Annotated in this window: 18 protein-coding genes; 9 read left to right on the top strand and 9 right to left on the bottom strand. The window is 65.6% G+C overall.

Annotated features, from left to right (window positions below):
- Positions 1 to 4 precede the first annotated feature (4 nt).
- The 7 genes from ACMZ6R_RS02950 to ACMZ6R_RS02920 all read left to right on the top strand — a co-directional run bounded on the left by ACMZ6R_RS02950 (position 5) and on the right by ACMZ6R_RS02920 (position 7,762).
- The gene (locus ACMZ6R_RS02950; RefSeq protein WP_416109396.1) at positions 5 to 1,837 is read left to right on the top strand and encodes a fumarate reductase flavoprotein subunit; all 1,833 of its coding nucleotides are present in this window, start codon (positions 5 to 7) and stop codon (positions 1,835 to 1,837) included.
- A gap of 96 nt (positions 1,838 to 1,933) precedes the next feature.
- On the top strand, positions 1,934 to 2,689 hold the full coding sequence (locus ACMZ6R_RS02945) for a fumarate reductase iron-sulfur subunit (protein WP_416109395.1): 756 nt from the start codon (positions 1,934 to 1,936) through the stop codon (positions 2,687 to 2,689).
- 1 nt (position 2,690) lies between these two features.
- Entirely contained in the window at positions 2,691 to 3,530 is an 840-nt protein-coding gene (locus tag ACMZ6R_RS02940) for a fumarate hydratase (RefSeq protein ID WP_416109394.1), read from the top strand.
- Positions 3,530 to 4,072 (top strand): Fe-S-containing hydro-lyase, encoded by a 543-nt coding sequence (locus ACMZ6R_RS02935; RefSeq protein WP_416109392.1) that lies wholly within the window; start codon positions 3,530 to 3,532, stop codon positions 4,070 to 4,072. Before ACMZ6R_RS02940 ends, ACMZ6R_RS02935 begins: the two co-directional genes overlap by 1 nt.
- A gap of 31 nt (positions 4,073 to 4,103) precedes the next feature.
- A complete protein-coding gene (locus tag ACMZ6R_RS02930; protein WP_416109390.1) occupies positions 4,104 to 4,958 on the top strand; it encodes a sulfide/dihydroorotate dehydrogenase-like FAD/NAD-binding protein in 855 nt (284 codons plus the stop codon).
- Positions 4,936 to 6,414 carry an NADPH-dependent glutamate synthase gene (gene gltA / locus ACMZ6R_RS02925; protein ID WP_416109388.1) on the top strand — a complete coding sequence of 493 codons (1,479 nt, stop codon included), beginning with the start codon at positions 4,936 to 4,938 and terminating at the stop codon, positions 6,412 to 6,414. The genes ACMZ6R_RS02930 and gltA overlap by 23 nt, the downstream gene beginning before the upstream one ends.
- A 28-nt stretch (positions 6,415 to 6,442) precedes the next feature.
- Entirely contained in the window at positions 6,443 to 7,762 is a 1,320-nt protein-coding gene (locus tag ACMZ6R_RS02920) for a malic enzyme-like NAD(P)-binding protein (protein WP_416109386.1), read from the top strand.
- Positions 7,763 to 7,957: 195 nt separating this feature from the next.
- Here ACMZ6R_RS02920 and ACMZ6R_RS02915 read toward each other — a convergent pair whose 3' ends face one another.
- From ACMZ6R_RS02915 to ACMZ6R_RS02895, 5 genes are all read right to left on the bottom strand, one after another.
- Positions 7,958 to 11,068 carry a glycosyltransferase family 39 protein gene (locus ACMZ6R_RS02915; RefSeq protein ID WP_416109384.1) on the bottom strand — a complete coding sequence of 1,037 codons (3,111 nt, stop codon included), beginning with the start codon at positions 11,066 to 11,068 and terminating at the stop codon, positions 7,958 to 7,960.
- 253 nt (positions 11,069 to 11,321) lie between these two features.
- The gene (locus ACMZ6R_RS02910) at positions 11,322 to 11,606 is read right to left on the bottom strand and encodes a hypothetical protein (RefSeq protein WP_416109382.1); all 285 of its coding nucleotides are present in this window, start codon (positions 11,604 to 11,606) and stop codon (positions 11,322 to 11,324) included.
- A gap of 23 nt (positions 11,607 to 11,629) precedes the next feature.
- Positions 11,630 to 12,526, bottom strand: a complete 897-nt coding sequence (locus tag ACMZ6R_RS02905) for a universal stress protein (RefSeq protein ID WP_416109380.1) — start codon at positions 12,524 to 12,526, stop codon at positions 11,630 to 11,632.
- A 4-nt stretch (positions 12,527 to 12,530) separates the two neighbouring features.
- On the bottom strand, positions 12,531 to 13,574 hold the full coding sequence (locus ACMZ6R_RS02900) for a sulfite exporter TauE/SafE family protein (protein WP_416109378.1): 1,044 nt from the start codon (positions 13,572 to 13,574) through the stop codon (positions 12,531 to 12,533).
- A 76-nt stretch (positions 13,575 to 13,650) separates the two neighbouring features.
- A complete protein-coding gene (locus tag ACMZ6R_RS02895) occupies positions 13,651 to 14,457 on the bottom strand; it encodes a universal stress protein (protein WP_416109376.1) in 807 nt (268 codons plus the stop codon).
- Positions 14,458 to 14,808: 351 nt separating this feature from the next.
- Here ACMZ6R_RS02895 and ACMZ6R_RS02890 point away from each other — a divergent pair, with 351 nt between their 5' ends.
- Positions 14,809 to 16,833, top strand: a complete 2,025-nt coding sequence (locus tag ACMZ6R_RS02890; protein ID WP_416109374.1) for a S16 family serine protease — start codon at positions 14,809 to 14,811, stop codon at positions 16,831 to 16,833.
- A gap of 195 nt (positions 16,834 to 17,028) precedes the next feature.
- On the opposite strand, the gene ACMZ6R_RS02885 is transcribed toward ACMZ6R_RS02890, so the two are convergent.
- The 4 genes from ACMZ6R_RS02885 to ACMZ6R_RS02870 all read right to left on the bottom strand — a co-directional run bounded on the left by ACMZ6R_RS02885 (position 17,029) and on the right by ACMZ6R_RS02870 (position 20,362).
- Complete coding sequence (locus tag ACMZ6R_RS02885; RefSeq protein WP_416109372.1) at positions 17,029 to 17,640, bottom strand: cytochrome b/b6 domain-containing protein; 612 nt, start codon at positions 17,638 to 17,640, stop codon at positions 17,029 to 17,031.
- Positions 17,640 to 19,301, bottom strand: a complete 1,662-nt coding sequence (locus ACMZ6R_RS02880) for a tetrathionate reductase family octaheme c-type cytochrome (protein WP_416109370.1) — start codon at positions 19,299 to 19,301, stop codon at positions 17,640 to 17,642. Before ACMZ6R_RS02880 ends, ACMZ6R_RS02885 begins: the two co-directional genes overlap by 1 nt.
- Before the next feature lie 260 nt (positions 19,302 to 19,561).
- A complete protein-coding gene (locus tag ACMZ6R_RS02875; RefSeq protein ID WP_416109368.1) occupies positions 19,562 to 19,798 on the bottom strand; it encodes a cell envelope biogenesis protein OmpA in 237 nt (78 codons plus the stop codon).
- Between the two features lie 105 nt (positions 19,799 to 19,903).
- Positions 19,904 to 20,362, bottom strand: coding sequence for a hypothetical protein (locus tag ACMZ6R_RS02870; protein WP_416109366.1), 459 nt, complete (start codon positions 20,360 to 20,362; stop codon positions 19,904 to 19,906).
- A gap of 191 nt (positions 20,363 to 20,553) precedes the next feature.
- Between ACMZ6R_RS02870 and bioB the strand changes: the two genes are divergently transcribed.
- A complete protein-coding gene (gene bioB / locus ACMZ6R_RS02865; RefSeq protein ID WP_416109364.1) occupies positions 20,554 to 21,546 on the top strand; it encodes a biotin synthase BioB in 993 nt (330 codons plus the stop codon).
- The last annotated feature ends 379 nt before the right edge of the window (positions 21,547 to 21,925 follow it).

The raw sequence follows: 21,925 nt of genomic DNA, 5'->3' as shown, positions 1-21,925 counted from the left end.
ACCCATGAATATCATACAAACCGATCTGCTGTGCATCGGCGCGGGGCTGGCCGGCGAACGCGTGGCCCTCGAGGCGGCCGACAATGGCTTCTCCGTCATCTGCCTGTCCATCGTCCCCGCCCGCCGCTCCCACTCCTCCGCCGCCCAGGGCGGCATGCAGGCGGCCCTGGGCAACTCGGCCATGGGCGAGGGCGATTCCCCGGACGTCCACTTTGCCGATACCGTCAAGGGCTCGGACTGGGGCTGCGACCAGGAAGTGGCCCGCCTTTTCGTCAACGCCGCGCCCATCGCCATGCGCCAGATGGCCTTCTGGGGCGTGCCCTGGAACCGCGTGGTGCCGGGCGAACAGACCTATTACAAGGGCGGCAAACCCTTTACCGCCTACGAAAAGCCGGAAAACGAGGGGCTCATCCACTCCCGCAGTTTCGGCGGCACGGCCAAGTGGCGCACCTGCTACACCTCCGACGGCACCGGCCACAGCGTGCTCTATACCCTGGACAACCGCGCCGCCCAGATGGGCGTCAACGTCAAGGACAAGGTCGAGGCCATCGCGCTGATCCACGACGGCGACACCTGCATGGGCGCCATCGCGAGATCGCTCAAGACCGGCGAGTTGACCGCCTACCTCGCCCGGGCGACGCTCATCGCCACCGGCGGGTTCGGCCGCATCTACCGCGAGTCCACCAACGCCGTGATCTGCGACGGCGGCGGGCTCATCACCGCCCTCGATACCGGCGTGGTGTCGCTTGGCAACATGGAGGCCGTGCAGTTCCACCCGACCGGCATCGTGCCGACGGACATCCTGGTCACCGAAGGCTGCCGCGGCGACGGCGGGACGCTCCTCGACAAGAACGAATACCGCTTCATGCCCGACTACGAGCCGGAAAAGGCCGAGCTGGCCTCCCGCGACGTGGTCTCGCGCCGCATGACCGAACACATGCGCAAGGGCCTTGGCGTCCCCTCCCCCTACGGCGACCACCTCTGGCTCGACATCCGGCACCTCGGCGAGCACCACATCCGCACCAAGCTGCGCGAGGTCGACGAGATCTGCCAATCCTTCCTCGGCATCGATCCGGTCCACCAGCTCATCCCGGTGCGCCCCACCCAGCACTATTCCATGGGCGGCGTGCGCACCAACAAGGACGGCGCGGCCTATGGCCTGAAAGGCCTGTTCGCCGCCGGCGAGGCCTGCTGCTGGGACATGCACGGGTTCAACCGCCTGGGCGGCAATTCCCTGGCCGAGACCGTGGTCTCCGGCATGATCATCGGCGGCAAGATCGTCGAATACCTGCAAGGCACGGAAACCACCTTCTCCACCGCCGCCGTGCGCGACGCCATGGCCCGGCAGGATGCCCGCATCGCGGACCTCGTCTCCTGCGCTAATGGGCACGAGAACCCCTACACCGTGCGCAACGCCATGTACGACTCCATCATGAAGGGAGCCGGCATCTTTCGAAACGGCAAGGACCTGCAAACCTGCGTCAACGAATTGCAGGAAGTCCTCGGCCGGGCCCGCCAGGTCGGGCTGCGCAGCAACGGCAAGGGGGCCAACCCCGAGCTGACCATGGCGCTCAAGATCGAAGGCATGGTCAAGCTCGCCCTGTGCGTGGCCTACGGGGCGCTGACACGCACCGAATCGCGCGGCGCCCATACCCGCGAGGACTACCCCGAACGCAACGACCGCGACTGGCTCAAGCGCACCCTGGCCACCTGGGCCCCCGGCGCGGACCTGCCCACCCTCAATTACGAACCGGCCACCCAGGTCTTCGAGATGCCCCCGGGCGACCGCGGCTACGGCGGCGGCAAGATCATCCCCATGGATGCGCCCAAAGAGTAAGAGGGAAGAAGGAGCCTCCGGCGGCCGGGGGGAAACTTTTTGAAAAAAATTTCCCCCCGGACCCCCCTTCAAAAACTTTCAAGGGAGAACCACGAAATGGGCAGAACGCTGACCTTCAATATATTCCGCTACAATCCCGCGGACGAGGCCTCCTCGCCCCACATGGACAAATTCCAGCTCGACGAAACCGAGCGCATGACCCTTTTCATCGCGCTCAATAGAATCCGCGAAGAGCTCGACCCGACGCTGATGTTCGACTTCTGCTGCCGGGCCGGCATCTGCGGGGCCTGCGCCATGGTCATAAACGGCCGGCCGGGCCTGGCCTGCCACACCAAGACCAAGGACCTGCCCGACGAAATCAACCTCATGCCGCTGCCGATCTTCAAGCTCGTGGGCGACCTCTCGGTCGATACCGGCACCTGGTTTCGCGGCATGTACCAGAAAGTCGAATCCTGGGTGCACACGGACAAGGTCTTCGAGCCCACCGCTCAGGAAGAGCGCATGGACAACGGGCTGGCCGAGCGGATCTACGAGCTCGACCGCTGCATCGAGTGCGGCTGTTGCGTGGCCGCCTGCGGCACGGCGCTCATGCGCGAGGACTTCCTCGGCGCGGTGGCCTTAAACCGCGTCGCCCGCTTCATCCTCGACCCCCGCGATAAGCGTACCGAGAAGCAGTACTTCGACATCGTCGGCACCGACGAAGGCATCTTCGGCTGCATGGGTCTTTTAGGCTGCGAGGACGTCTGCCCCAAGGAGATTCCGCTCCAGGAACAGCTTGGGCACCTGCGCCGCAAAATGGCCCTGGCCGCCGTGAAAAACCTCCTGCCCAAGTTCCTCAAAAAGGACTTTTAGCATGAAGACGATCAAGGCATCCGACATCACCCTCGCCGTGGCCAAGATGTGCGTCACGGCCAACCACGAGCTTCCCGCCGACGTCCAGGCCGCCTTCGAGACCGCGAGCGCCGCCGAGGAGGCCCCGGCGGCCAAGGAGATCTTCCGGCAACTGCTCGAAAATTCCGAGCTGTCCCGCACCACCAACCTGCCGCTTTGCCAGGACACCGGGCTCGGCGTCTTTTTCGTCGAGGTCGGCGAGGACGTCAAAATCGAGGGCGGCAGCCTGCGCGCGGCCATAAACGACGGCATGGTCAAGGGCTACAAGGACGGCTACCTGCGCAAGTCCTCCTGCGATCCCTTCAGCCGCAAAAATACCGGCGACAACGCCCCGGCCATCATCCACTTCGACATCGTGCCGGGCGATGCGCTCAAAATCTGCATGATGGCCAAGGGCGGCGGTTCGGAGAACATGTCGCGGGTCACCATGCTGGCCCCGGCCCAGGGCTGGAAGGGCATCAAGGAATTCGTGGTAAACCGCGTGGCCGAGGCCGGCCCCAACCCCTGCCCCCCGACCATCGTCGGCGTCGGCATCGGCGGCAACTTCGAACTGGCGGCCATCAACTCCAAAAAGGCGCTGATGCGCGCCCTGGACGACCGCCATCCCGATCCCGAGATCGCGGGGCTCGAGGACGAACTGCTCGAAGCGATAAACAACCTCGGCATCGGCCCCATGGGCCTTGGCGGCAAAACCACGAGCCTTGGCGTCAAGATCAAAGTCGCGCCGTGCCACCTGGCAAGCCTGCCCCTTGCCGTCAACATCCAGTGTCACAGCGCCCGCCACAAGGAGGTCGTTTTCTAATGGCCGAACACCATCTGACCACGCCGCTTTCCGACGCCGACGTGGAGAAGCTCCAAACAGGCGATGTGGTCTTTATAAGCGGCCACATCTACACCGCGCGCGACGCCGCCCACAAGCGCCTCGTCGAAACACTTGACGCCGGGGAGCCGCTCCCCTTTGACCTGAAAGGCGCGCTCATCTACTATGTCGGTCCCTCCCCCGCGCCTCCGGGACGACCCATCGGCGCGGCCGGACCCACCACCAGCTACCGCATGGATTCCTTTGCCCCCAGGCTTCATTCCCTGGGGCTCAAGGGCTCCATCGGCAAGGGCAAGCGCAACGACGCCGTCAAGGATGCGTTGCGCCAGTACAAGGCGGTGTATCTGGGAGCCACCGGCGGCGCCGGAGCGCTATTGTCGCAGCGCATTACCGACGCCAAGGTCATCGCCTACGAGGACCTCGGTCCGGAGGCCATACGGGAGTTGACGGTCAAGGACTTCCCGCTCCTGGTCATAAACGATTGCCACGGCGGGGAGCTGTACGTGAAGCCGAACCTCGGCTAAGCCGCGCCCATTGGCGCGTTGCGGAGCACCCATGCCAACCCGAATTCTGCGCAAACGCAAGCTGATCCCGGGGCAGACCAGCGAGCTGGTTCTCGAAGCCCCACATATCGCGGCCAAGGCCAGACCCGGGAACTTCGTGATCCTGCGGGTCTGGGAGGATGGCGAGCGTATTCCGCTCACCATCGCCGACGCCGATCCCGACGCCGGGACCATCACCCTGGTCTACCTCATCATGGGCAAGACCACGGCCCATCTCGACACCCTGGACGCCGGGGATTTCCTCCTCGATGTCTGTGGACCGCTCGGCAAGCCGACCGAGATCCACAAGCTCGACGGGCCGGTCATCTGCGTCGGCGGCGGCACCGGAATCGCCGCCATGCACCACATCGCCAAGGGCCATCACCTGGCCGGCAACCACGTGGTCACCATCATCGGCGCGCGTTGCGAAGACCTGCTGCTCTTTCGGGACGAGCTGTGCTCCTTTTGCCCCGAGGTCCTTATCAGCACCAACGACGGCAGCTGCGGCCGGCAGGGGTTCGTCACGGACCTGCTGGTCGAGCGCCTTACCGAAGACAAGACCGTGGCCGAAGTGGTGGCCATCGGCCCCGTGCCCATGATGCGGGCCGTGGCCGAGGCCACCCGGCCGTTCGGGGTCAAGACCACGGTCAGCCTCAACTCGATCATGGTCGACGGCATCGGCATGTGCGGCGCGTGCCGGGTCAGCGTCGGCGGCGAGACCAAGTTCGCCTGCGTCGACGGCCCGGAATTCGACGGCCACAAGGTGGATTTCGACGGGCTCGCCGCCCGTCTGACGTCCTTCAAGGAACAGGAACGCATTTCTTATGAGGAGTTCAGGAAAAGCCATGAATGCCACTGCTCCAAATAAGAAAGCCAAGGCCCCCCGCACCGCCATGCCCGAGCAGGCCCCCAGGGTCCGGGCCCGCAACTTCGAGGAAGTCGCCCTCGGCTACACGGCCGAGATGGCCGCCGCCGAGGCCGCGCGTTGCCTGCAGTGCAAAAAACCGGCCTGCCGCAAGGGCTGTCCGGTGGAAATCGACATCCCGGCATTCATCAAACAGGTCGTGGCCGGCGACCTCGACGCCGCTTACGGCGTCATCCGCGAAACCAACTCCCTGCCGGCCGTGTGCGGCCGTGTCTGTCCCCAGGAAACCCAGTGCGAAGGTTCGTGCATCCTGGGCAAAAAGGGCGAACCCGTAGCCATCGGCCGCCTTGAGCGGTTCGTGGCCGATTCGTTCCTGGCCAAGTCGGCCTGCGAAACGGTGACCGGCACCCCGGCCTGCTCCATGGCCCGCGACGATCTCAAGGTCGCCTGCATCGGGTCGGGGCCAAGTAGCCTCACCTGCGCCGGCTATCTGGCCGCCCGGGGCATCCCGGTCACGGTCTTCGAGGCCCTGCACGAGGTCGGCGGCGTGCTCGTCTACGGCATCCCGGAATTCCGGCTGCCGAAGGGCGTGGTGCGCCAGGAAGTCCAGGCCATGAAGGCGCTCGGGGTCGAGTTTCGCACCAACTGGGTCGGCGGCAAGACCATCACCGTGCCCGAGTTGCTCGAATCCGGCTACGATGCCGTCTTCATCGGCGTCGGGGCGGGACTGCCGCGCTTTCTCGGCATCCCGGGCGAAAACCTGATCGGCGTGTTCTCGGCCAACGAGTACCTGACCCGCGTCAACCTCGGCCGGGCCTACAAGTTCCCGGCCACGGACACCCCGACCTTCCCCGGCAAGCACGTGGTGGTCTTCGGCGGCGGCAACGTGGCCATGGACTCGGCCCGCACGGCCATGCGCCTCGGGGCCGAAAAGGTGTCGCTGGCCTACCGCCGCACCGAGCACGAAATGCCCTGCCGGCGCGAGGAACTCCACCACGCCAAGGAAGAGGGGCTGGAAATCCTGTGCCTCAATGCCCCGCTGGAATTCATCGGGAACGACAAGGGACGGCTGACGGCCATCGCCATGCAGAAGATGATGCTCGGCGAGCCCGACGATTCGGGCCGCTGCGCACCGGTCGCCTGCCAGGGCGACACCTGCACGCTGGCGGCCGACATGGCCATCGTGGCCGTCGGCACCGGGGCCAACCCGCTGATCAGTCAGACCACGCCGGGCCTTTCCACGTACCGCCGGGGCTACATCACGGCGGACCCGGAAACCGGCGAAACCTCCATACGCAACGTCTTCGCCGGCGGCGACATCGTCACCGGCGCGGCCACGGTCATTTCGGCCATGGGCACCGGCCGCCGGGCGGCCAAAGCCATTGCCGAACGCCTGCTCGGGGCGGCCGCGGCCGATCCGCCACAGGCCCGCGCGGCGGATGATTCCGCCGACGCTTAGAGCACCAAACCCTCCAAGGAGTCCACACATGGCCCTTTTCACCAAGGAAGAAGCGCTTCGTTACCATTCCGCTTGGCGTACCGGCAAACTCGAGTCCGTGCCGATCAAGCCCTTCCGCAACCAGAAGGACCTTTCGCTCGCCTATTCCCCGGGCGTCGCCCTGGCTTGCAAGGAAATCGAGGCCAATCCTGAAAACGTGTGGAAATACACCAACCGGGGCAACCTGGTGGCCGTGGTCTCCAACGGAACCGCCGTGCTGGGCCTTGGCAACATCGGCCCCATGGCCGGCAAGCCGGTCATGGAAGGCAAGGGCGTGCTGTTCAAGATCTTCGCCGACATCGACGTCTACGACATCAACCTGGACACCAAGGACCCGGAAAAGGTCATCGAGACGGTGAAACTGCTCGAACCCACCTTCGGGGCCATCAACCTGGAAGACATCAAGGCGCCGGAGTGCTTCGAAATCGAACAGCGCCTCATCGACATGATGGACATCCCGGTCTTCCACGACGACCAGCACGGCACGGCCATCATCTCCGGCGCGGGCATCCTGAACGCGGTGGAGATCACCGGCAAGAAGATCGAGGACCTCAAAATCGTGGTCTCGGGCGCGGGCGCGGCGGCCATCGCCTGCTCCAAGTTCTATGTGGCGCTCGGCGTCGACCCGGCCAACATCGCCATGTTCGACTCCAGGGGCCACATCAACACCTCCCGCACCGGCCTGCATCCGACCAAGGCCCAGTTCGCCCAGAAACACGCCTTCGCCAACCTGGGCGAAGCCTTCAAGGGCGCCGACATGTTCCTGGGCCTGTCCAAAAAGGGCCTGGTGTCCCAGGACATGGTCAAGAGCATGGCCAAGCACCCGATCATCTTCGCCATGGCCAACCCCGATCCGGAGATCGGCTACTACGAGGCCAAGGAAGCCCGTCCCGACGCCATCATGGGCACGGGCCGCTCGGACTTCCCCAACCAGATCAACAACGTCTCCGGCTTCCCGTTCATCTTCCGCGGCGCCCTGGACGTGGGCTCCAAAAAGATCAACGAGGCCATGAAGATGGCCGCGGCCAAATCGCTCGCCGCCCTGGCCAAGGAGCCGGTGCCGACCGAAGTCATGGACATGTACGGCGAAAAGGACGTGAAGTTCGGTATCGACTACATCATCCCCAAGGCCCTGGACTTCCGCATGCTGGAATGGGAAGCCCCGGCCGTGGCCAAGGCCGCCATGGACACCGGCGTGGCCAAGCACTCCATCGACCTCGATCAGTACAAGAAAGACCTGCGCGCCCGCATCGACGCGTCCCACAAACGCATCGACGCCTACGTCGCCACGTACCATTACGACTTCTAGAAAAGATAAAAGGAACTGGGGGGAAACTTTTCTGAAGAAAAGTTTCCCCCCAGGCCCCCTTTCCAAAGACTTCTAACGGTTAAAAAGTGTTAGCATTATCACACCTGTAACCGTTAAAAATTTTGGGGAGGGGAGAGCGCGAGAGGGGAACCCTTTTTGAAAAAAGGGTTCCCCTCTCGCATTCTCTTCCCCCTCCTAAAACTCCGGCTGCGCCGTACGCGACGAGAGCGGCCAGGGGCCGGGTCGCAGGAAGAGCGCGAAGTCGTTTTTTTCGGGATTGGTCAGCGACACGTGGAGGTCCGGACCGGAGAGGCGCAGCGGCGGCAGCGCCCGGGCGTCGAGATCGGCCTCGATATACATGTCGTCCACGTTCCATGACGGGGAGAGAAACCCGGCCTGTTCCCCCTGCTGCAACTGGAAGGCGACGATCACCGTTTTGGCCGGCGGATCGAGGCGCAGCCGCCGGTAGGCGGAAACGCCGGCCGGCGTCCAGGTGCATTCCTCGCCTCCTTTCTCGTCGACCAGGGTATGGTAGGTCTCATTGTCCGTGGACACGGATACCCGGGCTTGGTTGGGTTCGCATTTGCGACAGGGATTGGCGTAGACCAGGGGAAAGGCGCGCAGGCGCAGCTCGGTCATGGGCAAGGCGGAAACGAAGGTATAGCTCAAGGCGCAGTTGCCGTCGATGCCGCAGGTCAACACCCCACGCGTCCGTTTCGAGGCCGTCACGTCGCGCGCGTAGCTCATGGCGGCGGTATAGCGCGACGGCGTGGTCGTCCAGTCCGGAACGAAGGTGATGCGTCCCTTGCCGCCCGGCGTCAGGGTCAGGGTGCTTCCGGCCGGGGCCAGGACCGGAATGGTCAGGCTGGTTGCGCCAAGACGCAGGGTCGGGATGGAGATCGTCCCGGTCAGGCGCAAGGAAACCGGGGCCTGGCCGAAATCCGGCAGACTGGCGACATGGCGTCCGGGAGTGGCGGCGTCAAGCCGTATCCCAGGGCTGGCCATGGCGGTATCGTAGACGAGAAGCGCCGGATGGCCGTCTTTGTCCGGCAACGTGGCCACGGGAGCAAGCGCCGGATGGCGGACACGAAAGTCCTCGGCCTCGGCCGGCGTGCCCACGGGCAGGCCGACATCGGCCAGCCAGGGCGTTCCCGGCGCGGCAAAGGCGAAAAGGCCCGTCTCCGTCCCACCGTCCGCCTCGTGCCACCGCGCGGCCCGGATGTTGGCCAGCAGGTGTCCGGCCTGGAGCGCCAGGGGGCTGTCCTTGCCCTGCCCGGCCGGCGTGCCCGACAGGTCGGCGACCACGGCCAAACCGGCCAGGTTGAAAAAGCCCTCCTTGAGCCCGGGCCGGTAGGACACCCGCACGAAAATACGGCCCGGGGCGGCAAGTCCCGCCGGCACGGCATAGTCCACCGCCACTTTCCGGCAGCGATCATGGTAAAAACCCATCTCGTCGAAAAAGGCGCTGGGTACCGTGACCGGGCGGCCATCCTTCACGGGGAAGGCGTCCTGACCGATCACGCCGAGGTCGGTCAGATGGGCGGGGTCGGGCCCGGCAGCGACGACCAGATCGGAATCGGACGCCACGGTCGGATGGCGCTTGAAAAGCGCGGCCGTGACGGTCAGGCGCAGTTTGGAAAGCGTCGCGCCGGGGGGGACCTCGAAGGCCCAGGTGGCGGATGCGGGCCGGGAATACCGGGCCGGGCGCAACATGCCGAGTTCGGTGTCGAGGGTGGTGTTGGCGGCGCGTAACGCGTCGGCATAAAACCGCCGATCCCGGAAATCGTCCTTGTAACGCCAGGTCCCGTCCGGCCCCGGGTCCATGACCAGTGGCGCGCGTCCGGCCGCCGGGGCAAGGCTTATGCGGGTGGTGGTGAAAAGCCATTTGAAAGTCTTGAGCGGCAGACCGGGCAGTCGCGGCCTTTTGGCGGCTTCGTCGGCGTAAAAGGTGTCGATGTCGGCAATGCGACGGTAACCCGGCGCAGCAAAGGTCCCGGCTTCGTTGAACCGGCCGGGGAGATACCAGCCGAGGGCAAAGCGGCGGGTGTTGCGCTTGTAGCCGTGGAAATTCAAAGCGTCCACATCGCCACGCACGCCGTCTAGCCAGTGGAAAAAGTCCCGGTCGAGACTCAGGGAACGCCCGAAAAAGTCCGGATAGGCGGAAACGCTCGGCCACAGCAGGAAAAGGCAGGCTGCCAGGGCGAAACCCGTCGCCGCCTGGGGACCGAACCGAAACCGGGACAGGGCCCGGGCGGTCACGTCGCGCAGCCCGACCACGCCGCAGGCAGCGAAAAGGGCCATGGCCGGAAAGGCCATAACGAAATGCCTGCCCTCGAGAATCGGCCGCAGCAGACTGCGCGAACTGATCAGGGCCAGGCTGGTGATCCCCGCCGTGAAAAAAAGCAGCCCCAGGCCCCGCCATTGGCGGTGAGACACGCAACGCCAAAGCCCCAGGGCGAGCACGGCGCTCCAGCCGATGACGTAGCCCAGGGGCAGATGCGGATCGAACGCGATCAGGCCGCGCAGGATCTTGCCCGCAAAGACGGCATTCACGCCGGCCCAGGGATGGACGGACGGATCGAGCAGAAACGTCCGGACGAAAAAGACCGCCGGCAGCCACGGAAGATACGCCAGCCCCACTGCCGCGCAGGTGACCAGCAATGGCGCCAGCCGGCGGCCACGCCCGGCCGTCCCGGCGGGAGCGCGCCACAGGACGAGGCCCGCCCACAGGCACTGGGCCGCGAAGGCGGGCAAAGCCTGGTAGCCGGCATAGAGCATGGCCAGGGCGCAGGCCCCGTAGGCAATCCAGGCCCACGAGGTTCGCTTTTCCACGGCCCGGACCACGAGCCACAGCGCATAGACGGCCAGACATAAAAGCAGCGCATAGGCTTTGATGGCCTGGGCATAGTTGAGGGGATAGAGCAGGAAAATGGAGAGGACGGCGGTGACGAGCCCGACCGCGGGTCCGAAGAGCCGCCGGCCGAGCAGCCACAGCCCAAGGGGCGTCAGCAGCGCGGCCAAGAGACTCGGAATGCGCGCGGCCAGCGAACTTTGGTGGATGGCCAGGGCCAGATGCTGCACGCCGTAGACAAGCGGCGGCTGAAAATCGAAGATGGTGTCGGCCGGGCCCTGCCATTTCTGGACAGCGACCATGTCGTCCAGGGGCATGAGCGCCCGGTCCAAATTGAGGTAGTCGTCCTCCCATAGGGAGGCCGCGTCGATTCGCCATAGCCGGGTGGCGAAAAGCCCGGCCAGCAAGGCCAGAACAACCAGGGCCGTGATAAGCCGACGCCGGTCAACCCGCATGACCGCAACCGTCCCCTGCCGCGACGTCAAGGCCCGGCTTCGGTCCGCGTCGACGGGACGCGTCCTGACACCGGGTATTCATGGCGTACGTCACCCATGCCCCCCCGTTCCCGCCCGGTCCACCGGGCGCGCATGTAATGCGCGTTCTTACCGTTTGGACGCCCGCCGCGCAACGCCTGCGGTGGGGAGGGAGGAAGGGAGGGGAGAACCTTCCTTCAGAAAGTCCCCCCCGGATAACGCGAGAGCCTCCGCCTCAGACGCGGAGCCTGGGGCGGGAGTCGCAACGGGGCTGACGGGCGACGGCCGGAGTCACGCGCGCGGCCGGGGCGGCGGGCTGGGACGGCTCTTCCTCGCCGGTCAGGTCGCTGCGGTGGAAATGGACGTACCAGTCGTTGGCGCTTGTGGCCTGCAACTGGGGTTTGTCGGATTTGCGGGCGAAACGCCCGAGGAGACGGTCGGAGAACCCATAGATGCGATCGGCCAGCACCACGGCGCAAAAAGCAAACAGGAATTCGGTAAACGCCAGTCGCAATTCCATTGGGTCCTCCTTGGGAGAAAAGGTTAGGTTTCCTCGTCCAGAGGCACGGCGTCCGCATCCCCTGGAGCGGCCTTGACCACCAGGACCGGGCAGGAGGAAAGGGCCAGCACCCGCTCGGCCACGCTGCCGAGCAACAGCCGCCGCAATCCGCTCCTGCCGTACGACCCGAGCACCAGGCAACCGGCCCCGACCGAGGCGGCGTGGGCCGCGATGGCGCGGTAGGGCGAGCCTTCCAGAATCGTCACCGCGCAGGCCACGTCCCGCTCCTTGGCCGCCTTGGCCACCGCCCCCGTGGCGACAAGCGCCCGGCGCTTGATGTCCTCGAAGATGCCGTAGATCAGATGCCTGTCCACCGGTACGTCGAGGACCGCCACCACATCCAGGGAGCCGGCGTAGGCGGCGCAAAGCCCGATGGCCCGCCCGGCGGCGGCCATGCTCTGCTTGGAGCCGTCGACCGCCGTGACCACCCTGGTGAAGTCCAGCCTGGTTCGTTCTGGAACAACCAGCACGTCGCACGGGCTGTAGCCGATGATCTTGGCCACGTTTCTCCCAAGCAATATCCGTTCCATATAGGCGCGCCGCGCGTCGCCCACCACGACCAGACTGGCCTCCTCGCCCTCGGCCGCATCCACCAGCCGCTCGAAGACCTCGCCGGCCTCGAGCACCTTTTTAAGCGGCAGCCCGGCCTTGGCCGCGGCCTCCCCCGCCGCCTCGAGGGCCTCCTCAAAGGGCCGTAACAGTTCGCGGCGCTCCCGCTCCCGGCCGATGCGCTCAAGTCCCCCAAGCGCCGGAGCCACCGCAACGGCAACAAGCCGCCCCCGCATGGAGGCGGCCAGAATCATGGCCTGCTCGAAAGCTCCCCGGGAGGCCGGGGAGCCGTCGAGCCCGACGACAATGGTCTTGGGTCGGTGCTGGTACATCGGGCTAGGCCCCGTTTTCCAGCCTTCTGGCCTTGAACATGGAGGCCAGGATGATGCCCGCGCCGATCAGCAGGGCCACCACCATGATGCCGAAGCTCGTCTGGGCGAGCAGGGACACGGTGGAATCGGCGAAATTGGTCAGGGAAAGCTTGTTGAGGTACTTGGGCATGGCCAAAAAACGGCTTACGGCCACGATGAGCATGATGATGGCCATGACCATTTTGATCATGTATTCCTTGACGTAGGTGGTGCCGATGGCGCCGAGCTGCACGCCGAAGAGCGAGCCGCCGAGGATGATGAGCGTGAGCCTGATGTCGACCATGCCGTAATAGGCCCAGATCAGCGTGCCGCCAAGGCCCATGACAAAGGCGATGACCAGCTCGGAGGCCGAGGCCACGAGGCTGGTGACGCCGATGACGTACATGAGGCCCGGGACGCCGATGAACCCGCCCACGGCGATGGTGGCGGCCAGCATGCCGGTGGCCAGGGAGACCGGGATCAGAAACCACATGGAGATGCGCACGCCGGCCCGCTTGAAGGTGAGCATGGGCCACAGCTCGATGGCCTGGAGACGCTGGGCCAGACGGTTGGGCGAGCCCGCCGCGCCGCCGGAACGGGCCAGGCGCATGGCGTCGCGCATGACGAAGCTGCCGACGGTCAACAGCACCACGACGAAGGCCAGGCTGACGTAGAGGTTGGAGCCGGCCTGGCCCCAGCGCTCCAGAATGGAGGTCTGGACCATGATGCCGAGCTGGACGCCGATTTCGGCGAAAAGGCCCATGATGACGCCCAGTTTGATGTCCACCTGCCCGTAGCGGTAGCGCTTGATGGAGCCGACCAGGGCCTTGGGGAACTTGTGGCACATGTTGCTGGCCACGGCCACGGGGCCGGGAACGCCAAGGCTCATCATGCCCGGGGTGAGCACGAAGGCCCCGCCGGAGCCGATAAAGCCGCTGACCAGCCCGCCGATGAAGCCGACCAGAAAAAGAAAAACCACGGAATACATATTGAGGTCGATGAAGGTGATCATTTCGCCAGCGCCGTGCATGTCCTCTCCTCCCGTACCCTTGCGGTTCTCGTAATCCTTGATGCGGCCACGACTGTCCCGGGCCGCCGCAAAATGCCTACGCGTTGATCCGGGCGGCAGCGCGGCCGTCCTTGCGCTTCTCGGTCGAAACGGTTGCCGGCTTCTTGGCCGCCGCGCCCTTGGAGGCCTCGATGCCGAGCGCCGACCAGAAGGCGCCGGTGAAGCTGCCGTGCACGTAGGAGAACAAGAACACGGTGATGACCGGCACAATGGCGTACAGGCCGCCCTTGGCCGACAGGTTGGCGACCCAGTCGGTATGGGTGAAAACCGCCGCGTACAAGGCCACCGAACCGATGCCGAAGATGATGGAACGAACCCCGTTGCGTTTGCGCGTTCTCTCGGACATGGACAACCTCCCAGGATTTCGGTGTTGCAGCATCTTGCGGCCGCGACCGCGCCCCTTGCCATCCGCTTCGGCCACATCCAGGCCGAAGACCGGCACGGGCGAACGCCGGGCCACATCCTCAAGTCGAATCGCCGGATCGAGCACCACGAAATCGATGCGCCGGCCGCCGTGCACCAGGGCCAGCACCGCCTCGGACGCCTTGCCCGAAGCCGTGACATGCTCGAAGCCAATGTTTGATTGTTGCGCCTTTTCCGCGAACGCGGCCGCGTCGTGGGCGGTGCCGGCGGCGAAGCGTTCCCGCCGTGAAAGCCTGTCGCCAAACCGGGGTAGGGTGTCGACGTAGGCCGCCAGGATCCCAAGCCCCAGCCGCTCGGCCACGCCCAGGGCGTATTCGATCAAGGCGGCGGCCGCCTGGCCGCCCCGAACCACCACCAGCACCTGGTGGGGCCGTTCGGCCGGCATCTGGGTTTCCTGCGTCATGGTCGCGGCGTCGTGCATCCTGTCCCCTCGTGGTGGGCTTCGCGCCCGGATTGCGCTTTTAAGAACAAGATGCGTGCCATTTTGAAACATTCTTCTAATTGTATGTTTTCATTTAATAATCTTTGGTTTCTCAAAAACTGACTGACCGCTCAGTCAGTGTTGCCATCTGCAACGCAACCCCGGCCCGTCCTCCCGCAACCGCCTAACCGCGCCATGTACCGCCTCCACAGCCTCTCCGTTGCAATCTGCAACATACCATCCGGGGCGTAACAATGCGCAACAGGCCCTCCGCTCGCGCCAGGAGCGGGACATTTGCCCGTCCGCCCGGTTTGACGCTAGATTGCCCCATCCGGTCCCCAGGAGAACGCCATGTTTTTCCGCAACAACCCCCGCCCGGCCGAGCCCGCCGCCCCAAGCACCGCAGAAGCCGAAACCGGTGTGCTCGAAACTCTGCGCCGCTCCGTGGAAGACGCCCGGCTGCCGGCCCAGGCCGCCGATGCCGCCGGTCGCGAACTGGAACGCCTGGAAAAAACCGATCCGTCCGTGGCCGAATACGCCGTTGGCATCAACTATCTGGAATTTCTCCTCAAACTCCCCTGGAACAACTGCACCCGCGACACCCTCGACCTCTCCCGGGCCAGGGAGGTTCTGGACGCGCGGCACCACGGGCTCACGGCGGTCAAGGAGCGCATCCTGGAATTTCTGGCCGCCCGGGCGCTTCGCAGCGCGGCCAAGCCCAAGCTCCTCGTGGTGGACGACGAGGAGATCGCGCGCATGAACATGGCCCACGTCCTTGGCAAGGAGGGCTATGACGTGCGCACGGCCGGCGACGGCCTGGAGGCGCTCGACATCCTGACCGGGGGATTCGCGGCCGATGTGGTGGTGACGGATCTCAAAATGGAACGCCTGGACGGCATGGAGCTTTTGCGACGATTGCGGCGCACCGCTCCGGACGCCGCGGTCGTCATGGTCACGGGCTTCGCCACCGTGGGCACGGCGGTGGAGGCGCTCCGGGCCGGGGCCGCCCACTACCTCGGCAAGCCGGTCAATCTCGACGAGCTCAAAAAGACCGTGCGCGAGGTCCTCGACGCCAAACTGGCCGCCTCGCCGGGACGTGGGCCGGTACTGTGCTTTTCCGGCCCTCCCGGGGTCGGCAAGACCTCCGTGGGCCAGGCCGTGGCCGAGGCCCTGGGCCGCGAATTCGTGCGCCTGTCCCTGGCCGGGCTTCGTGACGAGGCCGAGCTGCGCGGCCACCGGCGCACCTACGTCGGGGCCATGCCCGGCCGCATCCTCAAGGAACTGGCCCGGATCGGCGTGTCCAACCCGGTCTTCATGCTCGACGAGATCGACAAGATCGGCGCGGATTTTCGCGGCGACGCCGCCTCGGCCCTGCTCGAAATCCTCGACCCCGAACAAAACGCCCGCTTTTCCGACAACTACCTGGAAATCCCCTTCGACCTCTCGCGCATCATGTTCATCGCCACGGCCAACGACGTCTCGCGCCTGCCCGGCCCGCTGCTCGACCGCCTGGAAAACCTGGCCTTCCCCGGCTACACCGACCGGGAAAAGCTCGGCATCGCCAAGGATTTCCTCCTGCCCCGGCACCTGCGCGAAAACGGCCTGTCCCCGGATTCCATCACCTTCACCGATCAGGCCCTTGGCCGCATCGTCGACGACTACACCCGCGAATCCGGCCTGCGCGGACTCTCCCGCGAAGTCGGCGCGGCCTGCCGCCGTCTGGCCCGGCTCACCTTCGAGGACAAGGGCACGGCCCCGACCGCCATCGACGCCCCGGACATCCCCAAGCTCCTGGGGCCGCGCCGCTTCACCCGCGAGGCGGCCGAGGCCGGCGACCGCGTGGGCGTGGTGACCGGGCTTGTCGTCGGCGAGCACGGCGGCGAAATCGTCTTCGTCGAAACCGCCCGCATGCCCGGCTCCGGGCAGCTGCTGCTCACCGGGTCCCTCGGCGACGTGCTGCGCGAATCGGCCCAGGCGGCGCTCAGCCATATCCGCAGCCACGCCGTCGCGCTTGGCGTCGCCCCGGACTTTTTCGAAAAGACCGACATCCACGTCCACTTCCCGGCCGGCGCCATCACCAAGGACGGCCCCTCGGCCGGGGTCACCATCTTCTGCGCCCTGCTCTCCCTTTTGACCGACCGCCCCGCCCGCTGCGACGTGGCCGCAACCGGCGAAATGACCCTGGCCGGACGCCTGCTCCCCGTGGCCGGCATCCGGGAAAAATGCCTGGCCGCCAAACGCGCCGGCATCACCACCGTCGTCCTGCCCCAGGCCAACGCCCCCATCGTCGAGACCCTGCCCGCCGACGTGCTCGAAGGGCTCGATATCGTCCTGGCCGCCGACGCCACCGCCGCCGCCAAGGCGTTGTTGCGGTGAAAAAAAGACTGGGGGAAACTTTTCTGTAGAAAAGTTTCCCCCAGGCCCCCTTCCAAAGACTTCCAACGGTTACAAAGTATTATCGATACTAACCTGTAATTATTAAAAGTTTTTGGGAGGGGAGAGCGCGAGAGGGGAAACCCTTTTTCCAAAAAGGGTTCCCCTCTCGCATTCTCTTCATTGCCCTTACCTCTACTATCTTTCCCAGCCGGTGATCATGGCCTGCACGTGGGCCAGGGGCGTATGGCCGGTGGTGGTCATGTAGACGTGGACGACCAGGAAGACGAGGATAGCGAAAGCGCCGATGAGGTGGGCCAGGGCCACGGCGGCCAGGCTCAGGCCGCCGAGCCCCAGGGAGGCCCAGTCGTTGTAGCTGTAGTAGAGGAGCCCGGTGACCATCATGAACGGCAGCAGGATGGTGGCCAGGACCAGGTAGGTCAGGCGTTGCAGCGGGTTGTGCTTGGCTTCGGCCGTTTTGGGGCAGGGATGGGGCGCGCCGAGGAAGATGCCGTAGGCGTAGAAGCGCATGACCTCGAACATCTTCTTCGTGGTCGGCAGGTACTGCTTCCATTCGCCGGTGGTGGCGATCCAGAAGATGAAGAAGGCGAAGGCGATAAGCCAGGTCACGCCGAGCCAGGCGTGGACGGACACGGCCCGTTTGTAGCCGAGCAGGGTGAAGGTGCCGTGGACCTCGAAGCCGGTGGCCAGCAGGCACAGGATCAGGGCGGCCTGCAACCAGTGCCAGAAGCGTTCGTAGCGGGTGTAGATATAGAGCATGCCCTTGGCGGCGTTGGCGTCGTTTTGCATTATCCCTTTCTCCTCTTGCGGGAAACGAGGCGCACGGCCCCATGGCCGCACACGGCCAGGATCGCGGCCACGACGGCCGCCCAGCCCACGGTGGTCACGGCGGCGTGGATGTCGCGCCCCGGAACGTAGACGCCGGGCAGGCCTTCCAGCCGGCCGCCGACGGAATGGCATTCCCCGCAGGCCACCACCTGCTCCTTGGGGGCCACCATGTGGGTGGTGGGGAAGAAGTATTCCGTTTCCACGAATCCGACCTCGCCGGAAAACGGCTGTTCCACGTAGGCCATGCCGGAGCTGATGGAGGTTTTCCAGTCATAGCCGGTCCAGAAGGCGGTGGGGTCCTTGGGCCCGAACAGGTGCGGCACGACCATGGTGGCGTTCTTCGGGTCGAAGGGCTGCTTCCCGATATGGCGCTTGAAGGGCATGATGCGCGATTTCGGGTCGTCCGGCGAACCGGCCGGGTAGTTGACGGAAACGCGCCGGGTCGGATCGACGGTGTCGGTGATGAGCAGGTTGCTCATGGCCCCGTTGAACCAGCGGTAGGTGGGGACGACGTTTTTCTCCCAGACGAAATCGCCCTTCTTGGTGTCGTAGACGGGCTTGCCGTAAGGCCCCTTCTTCTGGAAGGGCTTGCCCTCGGCGTTCATGCGTCCCGCCGTGGACCAGTCCCAGGACATCTTGGTCGGCAGCACCCGGGCGAAACGGGGAATGTGGCAGGCCTGGCAGGCCGCCTTGTCGGTGTGGTCGTTGGCCTTGGCGTCCTTTTTGTGGGGCTTTTGGCCGTGGCAGGATTCGCAGGCGATCTTGGAGGCCAGGTCGGCCTCGGTGAGGCTGATGCGCTCGGGCGCGGCCGGCGAGGTGTAGAGCCGCCCGGCGATCTGGTGCTCCTTGGTGGTGTGGCAGCGCTGGCAAGTAAAATTGAGCCCGTCGACGTCCATATGCACGTCCAGAGACTTTTTCGGCGCGCCCATGGAGCTGTCCAGGTCGCCGTGCTTCACGCCGTCGCCGCCGCCGCCGTAGAAATGGCACACGCCGCAGTTGAGGCGGTCCGGCCGGCCCACCTTGCCCACGATCAGCTTGTAGTCCGGCGGCAGGTAGGTCACGCCGTTTTCGGGGAAAAGCGTGGGCTCGGTGGCCGGATAGCCGGCCTTGGTGGGAAATTTCTTATAGGTGTGGGTGGTGTCGTGGCACACCAGGCAATCGATGCGGTCGTTGGAGGCGAAATCGAAGTCCTTGTTCTTCCAGCCGTAGCCGATGTGGCAGGAGGTGCAGCGCGGCTCGTTGGACGGCACGGCGATACAGAAGTTGTTGAGGGTCTTGCCGTACTTGCCCATGGATTTGCCGTCGCCGCAATCCGGGCAGATCCAGGTCCAGTGAATGGTGTGGTGGATCTGGCCGGCGGCCAGGTCGTGGCAGGACAGGCAGGCCGCCGTGACCTCCTCCGGCTTGGTGAAATCCTTTTTGAGCGCCTCGAATTTCGAGTGGTCGGCCGTGGTCCAGCGGGCCCCCGGCGCCTTGACCGCGCTGCGGGCGAGCTGCCTGCCCGGGGCCTTGTCCTCTTCCTCTCCATTGGCGGCGAGCGGGTCCGGGCCGCTCCAGGCGGCGGCCAGAACCAGCACGGCCGCGACGGCGATCCATGTCCATGGCTGCTTGGGAAATCGCATGCGCCCTCCTTGATTGCCGTCCGGCGGGACGGTAGCGGCGCTTCCCCGGCACGGAAAACGCCCTGGTTCCATGACGAGTCGCAGGGTTCCGGGAGGCTATGGATTTGGTTGCAACCATACCATGACGGGAAAGAACTTGAAAAGAAGTATTGCGCCGCAGAGGCAAAACATACCCTTGAGAAGCAGGTCGGCGCGCAACGCAAAAAGGCCGGCAACGTCTCCGTCGCCGGCCCTGTTGTGTCGTCATCGCAAACGCGCCGCTAGTAGCCGCGCGTTTCCTGGCTGTGGCCGATAAGCCCGCCGGCAATGCCGCCGAGCGCGCCGCCAAGGCCCGCGCCGATGCCGGCATTACCGCCGGCAATGGCGCTGATGGCCGCGCCCGCGCCCGCGCCAATGGCCGCTCCGGAAAGCGCTCCCTGCTGGGTTTTGGTCATATTGGTGCAGCCCAGACCGCCGACAAGCAACAATGCGGCGATCACCGCGCTCAAACGCTTCATGGCGTCCTCCTTTATGCAACCATGGGCCACGGCCGCAGCCGGCCCCAATTTTCTGTCATGCGCACGGATGGTGCGAGTATCCTTAAACAAAGCGGGCCTCGACGGCTATTTGCCAGCCTTGGCCTTGGGATGCGCCGCTTTGGCCTGCGCCGCCTTGGCCTTGACGTCCTCTGAGACTCCCGTGGGCAGGCTGGAGGCCGGACAATTGGGCTTGGCCATCTCGTACCACATCACTTCCACCACCGGCCGCTTGAGCTTGTCCGGATGCGCGGCGTACCACTTGTCGATGGTGGCGACCATCTGGTCGAACGTATAGGGGCTCAGGCCCTCGGACCAAGCCTCGATGGTGCTGTTTTTCGCCGGATGCTTGCCCTGCACTTCCTGGTCCAGTTCGATGATCGTCGCCGCGCCGACCAGAAACGCCTTGCGTTCCTGGGGCGTGGATTTCATCCAATGATCGCCGGTCACCACCGGCATCGGACGATCCTCGGCCAACGCGGGCACGGCCATGGCCGCGGCCAGAAGCAGCCCGCAAACCAGCAGTCCCAAAATTTTCGACTTCACGTCTCACTCCTTTGCGAAGGGTCTTCCCACCGACAAATCAAGAATCCGCGACAGCGTCGCGACCGCCTCCCCCAATGGCAGGCAGCGCGGCACTCTTACCCAAACTATGCAGAAGGGCCACGCAAATTGCAAGAAGCGCACGGCTTGCCAAGCCCGTCGACGCGCCTTAACCATTCCCCCGGGAAACAACCATGACGCACCAAACCACCCTCCCCCAGGAACTGTCCCGTCCGCTTTTGGCCGGCGCATTTCTCTCCGACACCGACCGCGACCGGCTGCTGGCCGCCCTGCCCCGGGCCGAAGATCCCGAACTCGCCGCCCTGGCCCGGGCCGCCGACGCCATCCGACGCGCCCGACTCGGCAACGCCGCCTCGCTTTGCGCCATCATCAGCGCCAAATCCGGCCGTTGCGGCGAGAACTGCGCCTTCTGCGCCCAGTCCGGACACCACCACACCAGCGCGCCCCAATACCCTTTTCTCGCGCCGGAGCGCATCGTCGCCGCCGCCAAGGCCATGCACGACGCCGGCGTGGCCCGCTTCGGCATCGTCGCCTCGGGCAAGGCCCTGCCCCGGGCCGAACTGGAACACGCCGCCACCGCCATCGCCGGCCTCAAAGCTTTCGGCATGGCCGCCGACGCCTCCTTCGGCGTGCTGCCGGACGATGCCCTGGCCCGGCTCAAGAGCGCCGGGCTCGCCGCCTACCACCACAACCTCGAAACCTCGCGCGCCTTCTACCCCCGCATCTGCACCACCCGCAGCTTCGAGGACAACCTGGCCGTGCTGCGCACCTGCAAACGCCTCGGCATCCCCGTCTGCTCCGGCGGCCTGTTCGGCATGGGCGAATCCTGGGCCGACCGCGCCGACCTGGCCCAGACCCTTCTCGAAGCCGGCGTCATGTCCGTCCCCATCAATTTCTTAAGCCCCATCCCCGGCACGCCCCTGGAAAGCCGGCCGCCTCTGGCTCCCGGCGAAGCCACCCGCATCGTCATCCTGCTGCGCTTCCTGCTGCCCGACCGCCATCTGCGCATCTGCGGCGGCCGGCCCACCGTCTACGGCGCGACCGCCCCCCTCGCCCCCATGACCGCCGGAGCCGACGGCCTCATGGTCGGCGACTACCTGACCACCAGCGGCGGCACCCTGGAGGCCGACAAGGCCGGATTGGCGAAGCTCGGGTTCAGCCTGTAGGGAGGAGGTGGAGGAACGGAAGCGGGGCTCTGCCCCGGACCCCGCCGGAGGGCTTATGCCCTCCGGACCTCCCTTTACCGGCTTGGGATGACGGGTGGAGGTGTCGGGGCTGATGGCGGGGACGGGTTGCTTGTTGCCGCAATCGGCCCGGCGACACGAGGCGCTTCGCGCCTCGACGCCGGACACGATTGCGGCAACAACCGCGCCAGCGGCGAAGCGCCACATTTCAAGAACAAGCAAGTTTTTCAGAAATGTCGCCCCGCAGGGGCGACTGGCGTGGTGGAGACGGAATTTGCCAGGGACGAGCTTGTCGCGAAGCGACATGCACCGTCCCGACAAATTCCGCCTCCATCTTCTCCACTCTCCGCCTGACCGCGCG

The sequence above is a fragment of the Solidesulfovibrio sp. C21 genome (assembly GCF_047785625.1).
Classification (GTDB): Bacteria; Desulfobacterota; Desulfovibrionia; order Desulfovibrionales; family Desulfovibrionaceae; genus Solidesulfovibrio.
The sequence above is the reverse complement of the archived record's forward strand: the minus strand, read 5'-3'. Positions and strand labels throughout refer to the sequence as shown.

Coding starts and splice junctions, on each gene's coding strand:
- ACMZ6R_RS02935 (WP_416109392.1), top strand. CDS start 3,530: ATGGCCGAACACCATCTGACCACGCCGCTTTCCGACGCCGACGTGGAG.
- ACMZ6R_RS02880 (WP_416109370.1), bottom strand. CDS start 19,301: ATGCGATTTCCCAAGCAGCCATGGACATGGATCGCCGTCGCGGCCGTG.
- ACMZ6R_RS02940 (WP_416109394.1), top strand. CDS start 2,691: ATGAAGACGATCAAGGCATCCGACATCACCCTCGCCGTGGCCAAGATG.
- ACMZ6R_RS02930 (WP_416109390.1), top strand. CDS start 4,104: ATGCCAACCCGAATTCTGCGCAAACGCAAGCTGATCCCGGGGCAGACC.
- ACMZ6R_RS02920 (WP_416109386.1), top strand. CDS start 6,443: ATGGCCCTTTTCACCAAGGAAGAAGCGCTTCGTTACCATTCCGCTTGG.
- ACMZ6R_RS02910 (WP_416109382.1), bottom strand. CDS start 11,606: ATGGAATTGCGACTGGCGTTTACCGAATTCCTGTTTGCTTTTTGCGCC.
- bioB (WP_416109364.1), top strand. CDS start 20,554: ATGACGCACCAAACCACCCTCCCCCAGGAACTGTCCCGTCCGCTTTTG.
- ACMZ6R_RS02950 (WP_416109396.1), top strand. CDS start 5: ATGAATATCATACAAACCGATCTGCTGTGCATCGGCGCGGGGCTGGCC.
- ACMZ6R_RS02875 (WP_416109368.1), bottom strand. CDS start 19,798: ATGAAGCGTTTGAGCGCGGTGATCGCCGCATTGTTGCTTGTCGGCGGT.
- ACMZ6R_RS02945 (WP_416109395.1), top strand. CDS start 1,934: ATGGGCAGAACGCTGACCTTCAATATATTCCGCTACAATCCCGCGGAC.
- ACMZ6R_RS02905 (WP_416109380.1), bottom strand. CDS start 12,526: ATGTACCAGCACCGACCCAAGACCATTGTCGTCGGGCTCGACGGCTCC.
- ACMZ6R_RS02885 (WP_416109372.1), bottom strand. CDS start 17,640: ATGCAAAACGACGCCAACGCCGCCAAGGGCATGCTCTATATCTACACC.
- ACMZ6R_RS02900 (WP_416109378.1), bottom strand. CDS start 13,574: ATGCACGGCGCTGGCGAAATGATCACCTTCATCGACCTCAATATGTAT.
- ACMZ6R_RS02890 (WP_416109374.1), top strand. CDS start 14,809: ATGTTTTTCCGCAACAACCCCCGCCCGGCCGAGCCCGCCGCCCCAAGC.
- gltA (WP_416109388.1), top strand. CDS start 4,936: ATGAATGCCACTGCTCCAAATAAGAAAGCCAAGGCCCCCCGCACCGCC.
- ACMZ6R_RS02895 (WP_416109376.1), bottom strand. CDS start 14,457: ATGCACGACGCCGCGACCATGACGCAGGAAACCCAGATGCCGGCCGAA.
- ACMZ6R_RS02915 (WP_416109384.1), bottom strand. CDS start 11,068: ATGCGGGTTGACCGGCGTCGGCTTATCACGGCCCTGGTTGTTCTGGCC.